Here is a 7,808-nt window from a genome sequence, read left to right on the forward strand (position 1 = left end):
ATGACTGCACTTGCTTATCGATCCTACAACTTTCTGACCAAGCGCCAGTCCGGCCTCCTGGTCGTCATTGGCCTGCTGGTTCTGCTTTTTCTGTTCGGTGCCTTCATTTCGGACCGGTTCAGCTCTGCCTCAAACCTGTTGAACGTCTTTGAACAGTCGACCGGCCTTGCATTGGTCAGCCTCGGTCAAACCATGACGGTTCTGACAGCGGGCATCGATCTGTCCGTCGGGTCGATGATCAGCCTGTTGAGCGTGCTTCTTTCGGGAACGATTGACGGCGAAGCTTCGAGAGTTCTGCCGGTATGCCTGGGCATTCTTGTCCTCGGTGCGGCTATCGGAAGTCTGAACGGTCTTACCGTGATCTGGTTGAAGGTGCACCCGCTCATCGTGACGCTCGGCATGGGTGCGTTGCTGCAGGGTGTGACGCTGCTTTACACGCTTGGGCCAGCTGGATCGGTTCCGTTTGAGTTCGACTTCGTGGCCTACGGCCGGGTTGCCGGTCTTCCTGTTGGCGCTGTCTTTACGATCGTGCTGTTCATTCTGGTGGCGCTGTTTTTGCGTTACGTGCCCTTCGGCCGGTTCATCTATGCGGTCGGCGATGATGAAACAGGTGCACGCCTGATGGGTCTACCACGGCGGCGTGTGCTTGTATTTGTCTATGCGTTCTCTGGTTTTTGCTGCGCATTGACCGCCATCTATCTGGTTGGCCGGTTCGGGGTGGGCAACGTCTATACCGGGCAGAACTATACGCTTGCGTCCATCACACCTGTGGTTGTCGGTGGCACGCTTTTGACCGGCGGACGTGGCGGCGTGATCGGGACGCTCTTTGGTGTCTATCTGATCTCGCTTTTGAACAACCTACTGAACTTCATGGATATTTCGACGCACTACCAGCTGATCATACAAGGTTTGATCATCATCCTGGCGGTGTCGGTTTATGTCGAGAAAAAGAGGGCTGTGTGATGCAACAAGCCGTGAACGCTGATATGTCGACCGTTAACGAGAAATCCAGAGTATTGAAGCAGATTGGCGCCCGCTATGGTATTCACCTGGCCCTCGTCGCGCTTATCCTCGTATCGGGTATCGTGTCGCCCGCGTTTCTCTCGGGCAACAACATCTCCAACATGCTGCTGCAGGCTGCGCCACTCGGGATCGTTGTGATCGGCCAGGCCTTCGTGATCTTGGTGCGTGGCCTGGATCTGTCGGTCGCATCCATCATGGCGACAGCGGCAGTTGTGGCCACTGCGTTCAACGGTCAGCCCGGTGACGTGGTGCCCATCATCCTCATCGCTCTGGCCATCGGACTGGGCACCGGGTTGGTCAACGGATTACTTGTCACCAAACGCGACGTATCCCCGTTCCTCGCGACCCTTGCGACAATGATCGTTCTGCAAGGGTTTCGCTTTGCCTATACTCAAGGCGCGCCGTCTGGCAACGTTCCCCACTTTTTCCGCATCATCGGTGCCGAGACTTTCTATGGGCTGCCCTACAACGTGGTCATACTGGCGGTGCTGGCCGCGGTATTCTCTATTGTCCTGCATAAATCGGCGTTCGGACGTCAGGTTTACATCACCGGCGGCAACCCCAGGGTCGCCCGTTTGGTCGGTATGAACGCGGACCGTGTCACCATGATCTGCTATGTCATCTCGGGGGGCCTTGCTGCCATTGCCGGTCTGGTGCTGTCGGGTTTCGTCGGCATCGTGGATAACTGGGTCGGACGCGGGTTCGAGCTGGATTCCATCGTGGCGGCGGTCATGGGCGGTATCGCCCTCTCCGGCGGGCGCGGCAGTATTCTTGGCGGCCTTGTCGGCGCGGCCATCCTGATCGTCGTGTTTAACGCGGTCCTGCTGTTCGGCATGCCGGTCCAATTCCAGATCATCATCAAAGGCATCGTGATCGTCATCGCGGCCGCATTCTACGTCAAACGCGGCGCCTGAGGCGCCAGGAGGGAAACATGAGCAACGACGTTACAGGTAAATCCATCATCGTGACCGGAGCGGGCCGCGGCATCGGTGCCGGAATTGCAAAGGATCTGGCCGAAAAAGGCGCGCAGGTTTGCGTTGCCGATCTCAACGAAGAGGCCGCCAAGGAGGCTGCCGCCAAGATCGGTCACGGAGCAATTGGCGTCGGCGTCAATGTTGCAGACCGCGCCTCAACCCGGGCAATGATCGACGCCACGGTGGCGGCCTTTGGCAAGCTGGATGTGATCTTTAACAATGCCGGTATCAGCCAGACCTGCCCGTTCATGGATATTGTCGAAGACGACTGGCAGCGCATCATGGACGTGAATGGTAAGGGTGTGCTGATCGGCACGCAGGAGGCCGCCAGGCAGTTCATCAAGCAGGGAAGCCCCGGCAAGATCGTCAATACCGCATCGATTGCCGCAAAGCAGGGCTATCCACTATTCGCCCATTACTGCGCATCGAAATTCGCCGTGGCCGCACTGACGCAGGCGGCAGCCCGTGCTCTGGCGGAACACAAGATCACGGTGAACGCATTTGGGCCGGGTGTCGTGAAGACGGAGCTTTGGGAGCAACTGGATCGCGAGTTCATCGAACGAGGCGTTACCGAAAAGGAAAACGAGGCCATCGACGGATTTTCCGAGGCGATCCTGCTGGGTCATGCCGCGGTTCCGGCCGACATTGTTGGAACAACCACGTTCCTGGCGTCCTCCGCGTCCGATTACATGACCGGTCAGACCGTCATGATCGATGGCGGCATGGTTTTGATCTGAGCAAAAGGACAGGGAACATGGGACGGACACAAGACCAGATCGCCATTGTCACAGGCGGATCCCGCGGCATCGGTGGAGCCACCGTGACGCGGCTTGCCGAAGAGGGGGCCAAGGTCACGATCTTTGACGTGATTGAGGACGCCGGGCAAGCCCATGCCGAGGCATTGCAGGGCAGGGGGCTCGATGTCGCGTTCATCAAGGTCGACGTCACCGATGAGCTGAACGTGCAATCGGCCATCGAAACGGTGACTGCCAAACACGGTCGGCTCGACATTCTGGTGAACTGCGCCGCGATCACCGGTGTGAACAAATTTGCCCACGAAGTCGAGGCCGAGGAATGGGACAAGGTCTTTGATGTGAACGTCAAAGGATCGTTTCTGTGCACCAAATACGGCGTTCGGCCGATGATGGAGCAGAAGAAGGGCGCGATCGTCAACTTTTCGTCGATCTACGGTTTGATCGGCAATGACGACCTGCCACCTTATCACGCTACAAAAGGCGCGATCCTGTCGATGACCAAGACGGACGCGATGTGTTACGCGCGTCACGGCATCCGTGTGAACACCGTGCATCCCGGCTCGACCATGACCGAGATTTTCATGCAGGCAGCCGAAACCTATCCCGAAGGCAAGCAGGCTTACCTCGACATGATGGGCAAGCTTCATCCACTCTGTCTGGGAGAGCCGGTTGATGTGGCCAACTGCGTCCTGTTCCTTGCCTCTGACGAAGCACGTTTTGTGACCGGAGCAAGCCTGGCCGTCGATGGTGGCTACACCGCACAATAAGGAGAAGACACATGCGTGCCGTCCGCTTTCATAATGCCCGGGATATCCAGATTGAAGAGGTGCCCGCACCCGACAGCAATCTGGCCGCTGACGAGGTGCTGGTGCGTCCCGGGGCCTGCGGTATTTGTGGAACCGATTTGCACGAATATATCGCAGGCCCCATTGTCACCCCGGAAACGCCGCATGTGTATACTGGGGCCACCAATCCGCAAATTCTGGGCCACGAATTTGTCGCGGTGGTCGAAGCGGTTGGCAGCAATGTCAGCCATGTAAAACCTGGCGACAGGATTTCGGCGCAACCCCTGATTTCGCCGCGCGATGATTACTTCGGGCGGCGCGGGCAGTACCATCTGAGCGACAAGATGGCTTGTGTAGGTCTCAGCTGGGCCTGGGGTGGCATGGCGGAGCAGGCCGTGTTGCCGGGATATTGTGCCCAGCCTGTACCGGATGCGGTAACCGATGATCAGGCGGCAATGATCGAACCGGCCGCTGTGGCAATGTACGGGGTCGATCGCGGTCAGATCGGTGCGGGATCGACGGTCTTGGTGTCAGGTGCCGGACCCATCGGAGCACTGACCGTGATCTGCGCCCGGGCAGCCGGAGCAAGTCTGATCATTGTGTCGGAACCTAACCCAAATCGCCGGCGGATTATACAAGACATCGACCCTGCGGTTGTCGTTGTCGATCCGGCAGCCGACAAGGCGGGCGACTTCGCCAGAGATCTGACCGAGGACAATGTCGGTGTGGATGTTGCGCTTGAATGCGTCGGCTTGGAGGTGTCTCTCAACACCTGTGTTGACGCCGTGCGAAGGGGTGGCAAGGTCGTTCAGGTGGGTCTTCACATGAAACCGGCCAGCATCGATGCGATGCTTTGGGCGCTCAAGGATATCAGCGTCGAAGCGACATGGTGTTATCCGACCTATGTCTGGCCGCGTCTTGCAGGCCTGATCGCCGCCGGAAAACTGCCCGTTGAAAAGGTGATAACCGGCCGGATCGACGCGGACGACGTTGTGGAGAAGGGTTTTGAGGCCCTGTTGGATCCAAGCGGCGAGCACCTGAAGATCCTTGTCGAGACATGACCCGAACAGCATTGATCATAGGCGCAACCGGCTTGTCCGGAAGCAATCTGGCTGCCCGCCTGAGCGCGTCTGGTGGCTGGCATGTCTGTGGGTTGTCCCGTGGCGGCAAAGAGGTTCCGGGGGTCGATACGCCTGTCGCCGCGGATCTGACGGACGAGGCGGCAAGCGGTGCCGCGCTCTCAGCTCTGTCCGATGTCACTCATGTCTTCTTTTGCACCTGGTCCAAGCAGGACACCGAGGCCGAAAACTGCCGGGTGAATCGGGCCATGGTGCGCAACGCGTTGAACGGCCTGGCAGATGCTCCCCTCAAACACGTCGCCTTGGTCACGGGGACCAAGCACTATCTGGGACCGTTCGAAGCCTACGCGCAGGGACGGCCTTATACGCCATTTCTTGAAGATCAACCGAGGCTTCCGGGAGAAAACTTCTACTACGCGCAGGAAGACGAGATATTCGAAGCAGCCAGGCAGCGTGGTTTTACTTGGTCGGTCCATCGCCCACATACGATGATCGGTTACACGCTCGGCAACGCCATGAATATGGGTGTCACGCTGGCAGTCTACGCTTCGATCTGTGCCGAAACCGGACAACCTTTTCTCTTCCCCGGATCAAAGGCGCAGTATCGCGCCGTAGCGGATATAACCGACGCCCGCCTGCTGGCACGGCATCTGGAATGGTCCGCCACAACATCCGACGCCGCAAATACAGCTTTCAATGTCGTGAACGGAGACCTGTTCCGTTGGGAGTGGATGTGGGGCCGGATTGCAGACTGGTTCGGCCTGCAAGACGCAGGAGCGCCCCATCAGGTTATGCCCCTGCAATGCCAGATGCAGGACGCAGACAAGATATGGTCTCGGATCGTCACAAAATACGGGCTTGGGGATCATCCGGTTTCAGCACTGGCATCCTGGTGGCACACCGATGCCGATCTCGGGCGCGAGATTGAGTGTTTCAACGACATGAAGAACAGCCGTCAGGCTGGGTTTTGTGCCCATCAAAGCAGCTGTGACTCGTTCTTTGATGTTTTTGAAATGCTGGTGAAAAACCGGATCATCCCGGCGCCGTCCGGAAAGGAAAACCTATGTCAGTGAAAATAGCCATGGTCGGGCTCGGCTGGTGGGGGCAAAAAATGGTCTCAGTGTTGCAGGCTGTGCCGGACGAGATCGAGATCGTGCGGGCAGTGGAACCTAACCTTGGTGCGGTAAGAGACTTCGCACGTGAAAAAGGGCTGTTCGTCACTACGGATTACTCAGACGCCTTGAACGATCCCGAGGTTGGGGCGGTGGTATTGGCGACGCCGCATTCCCTACACGAAGAACAGATCGAACAGGCAGTTGCCGCCGGAAAGCACATCTTTTGCGAAAAGCCTTTGGCCCTTACAAAGGCGGGGGCCGAAAAAGCCGTGCGCCTTTGCAGGGAAGCCGGGTTGGTTCTTGGCATGGGGCACGAACGGCGGTTCGAGCCGGCCATGGCAGAACTGCTCTCGATGTCAGACGCAGGTGATCTGGGGCGTGTCCATCAGATTGAGGCCAATTTCAGCCACGACAAGTTTGTGTCGCTTGACCGCGACAACTGGCGGCTCAAGGCCAATCAGGCACCTGCGGGCGGTATGACCGCGACCGGAATTCATCTGCTGGACCTGTCTGTGCGACTGCTGGGTGAAGCGGAAAGCGTTCTGTGCCATTGCGAAAACCTGTCTACCGACCTGCCGCAGGGCGACACTGTGGCGGCTTACGTGAAATTCAAGAACGGAGGTACGTCCTATGTGTCCGCGTCGCTGGCCAATCCGTTTGTTTCGCGATTTGCGGTGTATGGGTCAAAGGGTTGGATCGAGATCCGTGACAAGGCTCACGTCGAAGCTCCGGAAGGATGGGTTGTCACCAAAGGGCTGGCTGGCGCGCCAATAACGGTCGAGGAGATCCCGACAGCCGAAGCCGTGAAGTTTAATCTGGTCGCCTTTGCCCGCGCGGTAAAAGGCGCGGAGGCCTATCCAATTACATCCGACCACCTCGTTAACACCATCGCGCTTCTTGAGGCCGTCTTCAAATCGGCCCAAAGCGGAAAGATCGAGGAAATCGCATGACAAATTTAATGATGAAAGCTCTGGTTTTCGAAGAGCCCAGGAAACTTGTCGTCGCGGCGCAGCCCGTTCCCGAGATCGACGCCAATTCGGTTCTGGTCAAAACGCGAAAGGTTGGCATTTGCCATTCGGATTATGAGCTTCTTGCCGGTCAGTACATTATTCCGATCAGCTATCCGGTGGTTCCGGGTCACGAATGGGTGGGCGAGATTGTCGAAGTTGGCAGGAACGTGACCGGCCTTGCGCCCGGCGACCGCGTTGTCGGCGAATGTGTGATCAACACGCCCGAACGCATTCACCACTTTGGCTTCTCGATGAACGGCGCTGATCGCGAATACTTCACGGCGCGGCCCGAGTGGCTGCACAAACTGCCCGATGAAGTAGACGATGCCAAGGGTGCGCTGATCGAACCGTTCACCTGCGGGTATTATGCGGTTATGCGTGGCGGTGGAACAAATGCCAGTGAAACGGCTGTCGTGTCGGGGGGCGGGACAATCGGTCTGGTCTCGGCGGCTGCGGCCATCGGGATGGGAGCGCGCGTAATCGTCGTCGATCCGATCCCGCTGCGACGCGAAACAGCTTTGAAGCTGGGCGCCGATGCCGTCGTCGACCCCACCGATGACGACCCCGTCGAAGCGGTTCAGGAACTGACGGATGGCGGTGCCGACCTGGTGATCGAGGCCGCCGGGCATGCGTCTTCTCTTGCCAATGTGTTTGACTATGCACGTCCCGAGGGGCGCGTGTCGATGGTAGGGATCAATATTGGCCAGAAGTTTCCGGTCGAACTGGGTCTTATTCAGATCAAGGATTTGCAGGTCAATGGCTGCATCGGTTCTCCGGGCGTTTGGCCTGGCGCCATTCGCTTTCTGGGGCGGACCGGTCTCGACCTGTCTCCGATTCAGACGCACACGTTCGATCTGGACCAGGCGGCAGAGGCTTATGATCTGGGCAAGGAACCGACCGAAGCGGTGAAGGTGACCCTCGACATATCGAACTGAGCCTTTTTGACCACATGCGTGTGGATCCGGTTGTTTCGGCGGCCACTTCCCACACTTGATGGAGCCGACGATGCCGTCACACTCCTTTGATTTGATCGTAATTGGCGCGGGCCCTGGTGGCTATGTTGCTGC

Annotated in this window: 8 protein-coding genes; all 8 read left to right on the forward strand. The window is 58.2% G+C overall.

Features of this window, described 5'->3' with window-relative positions:
• Genes GOX53_RS25210 through GOX53_RS25245 form a run of 8 tightly spaced genes read left to right on the forward strand, consistent with a single transcriptional unit; the run spans window position 1 to window position 7,676 of the window.
• On the forward strand, window positions 1-963 hold the full coding sequence (locus GOX53_RS25210) for an ABC transporter permease (protein WP_171181310.1): 963 nt from the start codon (window positions 1-3) through the stop codon (window positions 961-963).
• Window positions 963-1,937 (forward strand): ABC transporter permease, encoded by a 975-nt coding sequence (locus GOX53_RS25215; protein ID WP_217351926.1) that lies wholly within the window; start codon window positions 963-965, stop codon window positions 1,935-1,937. Before GOX53_RS25210 ends, GOX53_RS25215 begins: the two co-directional genes overlap by 1 nt.
• A gap of 17 nt (window positions 1,938-1,954) precedes the next feature.
• Window positions 1,955-2,734, forward strand: a complete 780-nt coding sequence (locus GOX53_RS25220) for a glucose 1-dehydrogenase (protein ID WP_171181311.1) — start codon at window positions 1,955-1,957, stop codon at window positions 2,732-2,734.
• Window positions 2,735-2,751: 17 nt separating this feature from the next.
• Window positions 2,752-3,519: an SDR family NAD(P)-dependent oxidoreductase gene (locus tag GOX53_RS25225; protein WP_171181313.1), complete on the forward strand. Its 768-nt coding sequence runs from the start codon at window positions 2,752-2,754 to the stop codon at window positions 3,517-3,519.
• 11 nt (window positions 3,520-3,530) lie between these two features.
• On the forward strand, window positions 3,531-4,598 hold the full coding sequence (locus GOX53_RS25230; RefSeq protein ID WP_171181314.1) for a 2,3-butanediol dehydrogenase: 1,068 nt from the start codon (window positions 3,531-3,533) through the stop codon (window positions 4,596-4,598).
• Window positions 4,595-5,689: an SDR family oxidoreductase gene (locus GOX53_RS25235; protein ID WP_171181316.1), complete on the forward strand. Its 1,095-nt coding sequence runs from the start codon at window positions 4,595-4,597 to the stop codon at window positions 5,687-5,689. Before GOX53_RS25230 ends, GOX53_RS25235 begins: the two co-directional genes overlap by 4 nt.
• Complete coding sequence (locus GOX53_RS25240; protein ID WP_171181318.1) at window positions 5,680-6,681, forward strand: Gfo/Idh/MocA family protein; 1,002 nt, start codon at window positions 5,680-5,682, stop codon at window positions 6,679-6,681. Before GOX53_RS25235 ends, GOX53_RS25240 begins: the two co-directional genes overlap by 10 nt.
• The gene (locus tag GOX53_RS25245) at window positions 6,678-7,676 is read left to right on the forward strand and encodes a zinc-binding dehydrogenase (RefSeq protein ID WP_217351927.1); all 999 of its coding nucleotides are present in this window, start codon (window positions 6,678-6,680) and stop codon (window positions 7,674-7,676) included. The genes GOX53_RS25240 and GOX53_RS25245 overlap by 4 nt, the downstream gene beginning before the upstream one ends.
• Window positions 7,677-7,808: the final 132 nt, after the last annotated feature.

The sequence above is a fragment of the Ruegeria sp. HKCCD8929 genome (genome assembly GCF_013031405.1).
GTDB lineage: Bacteria > Pseudomonadota > Alphaproteobacteria > Rhodobacterales > Rhodobacteraceae > Ruegeria.